The organism is Streptomyces sp. NPDC004031 (assembly GCF_053604375.1).
The window spans coordinates 1-1,499 of record NZ_JBSGHL010000156.1 but is presented as its reverse complement, the minus strand read 5'-3'; the positions used below and the strand labels follow the sequence as shown (position 1 = coordinate 1,499).

Sequence of the window (1,499 nt, the reverse complement as noted above, 5' to 3'; positions counted from 1 at the left end):
GATCCGTCTACCGGCCGCCGGCACCTGCAGGGCTGCTACGTGGATCGCGACGAGTTGCTGTCGCGATGGCGGGTGCTGTCGCGATCGGTGCCGGCCGGCCCTTGTCGTTGAGTGAGCAGTGGCAACAGCCGTGCTCAAAACAGGTCCGGCGCGATGCGGCCGGACACCGCGACGGCGCCTGCCGGCGTCAAGTGCGAGTCGTCGAACATCACGATGCTGCCACGACCGCTGCCGGTTCGTGTGATGCATCCTAGCGCGTTGCACATCGCATCGAACGCCGAGACATATTCGATTCCGAGTTGCTTCGCGACGTCGGCGCCCTGTTGATCGTAGCGCTTCGATGCCGGATCGAGCCCGAAGGTCGTCCGCGACGGCAGCGTCTGGTGATGTTCGCGCCAGTAAAGCCAGTACAGCTTGGGAAGCGAGCTCTGCCAAGTGGCGACCTGGCCGATCAGCACGATCCGCCTGACGCCAGAGCTACGCAACGCGTTGACCGTAGCGGGAAGCGCATGCAGGCGATCAGAACTCCAGTTCGCCGTCAGCAGCACGGTCGCTGGTTTGATCGTTTGCACGAGGCCGAGCACTTGGGCGTTGGATTCCTTGCATCGCTTGTCGCCGCCATCGACGAGTGGCGGGCAGCCGGACGTACTGAACTGCGCGAATCGAATACCGCGTTCGGCACTCGCACTGCGCAAGCCCGGAGACAGCGCTGCGGCACGCGAATCTCCCCAAAGCATGACGACAGGCCCCGATCCGCCGTCCACGCAAGCCGGGCTGAATCCTTGATCGTCTCCTTCGAGATAGCATTGCCCGCGGCGCCAGAGCCGGTCCCTGTCGAAGTCCACCCCATCGGCAAACGCGCCTACCATTCGCGACATGCGAAACTCCAGGCCGCCTCGTGAATAATCGTTGTAGCCCGCATAGGCGCATCCGGCCATCAGGGCGAGCAGCGTTGCGACGGTCAGCCTCGGGTAACGGGATTTCCGGATCGGTGTTTCCAGATATAGATACGTCAACAATGCGAGTGGAAAGCAGGCCAGCAACGCCAAGGCACGCCACAGCACTGGCGCGGTACCGCTACTCATGATCCGGAGCGCCGACAGCATCGGCCAATGAAACAAATAGAGCGGGTAGCTGATGAGACCGACCATTACCAGCGGCCGGCTGCATAGCACGCTCTGTGCGAACGGCGCGCTGGAACCGGCGTCGATCAACAAGTACGCCGCAACCGTCGGCACGAGCGCCCACCCACCCGGAAATGGCAGGGTTGGGTTCATGACGGCGATGGCGCCAGCCAGCAGTGCGATACCGATACCTGCTTTCGCTTTCGCTTTCGCTTTCGCCGAGTCGACAGACGATGTCCGCCCGCCGACAACGTGGTGCCTGAGCGCGAGGAAGGCGCCGAGCATTGGCTCCCAGGCACGCGTCAGTGGTGAGTAGAAGGCCGCGACCGGGTCATGCGACAACGTGAGCACGCTCAGCAGGAAGGAGCCTGAACC

General features: G+C 63.4%; 1 protein-coding gene. It reads right to left on the bottom strand.

Going from position 1 to position 1,499, the window contains the following annotated elements; all coding sequences use genetic code 11:
• Positions 1-134: 134 nt before the first annotated feature.
• Positions 135-1,499 (bottom strand): acyltransferase family protein (locus ACWERV_RS36790; protein ID WP_452941245.1); only part of this gene is annotated, 1,365 nt, incomplete at its 5' end.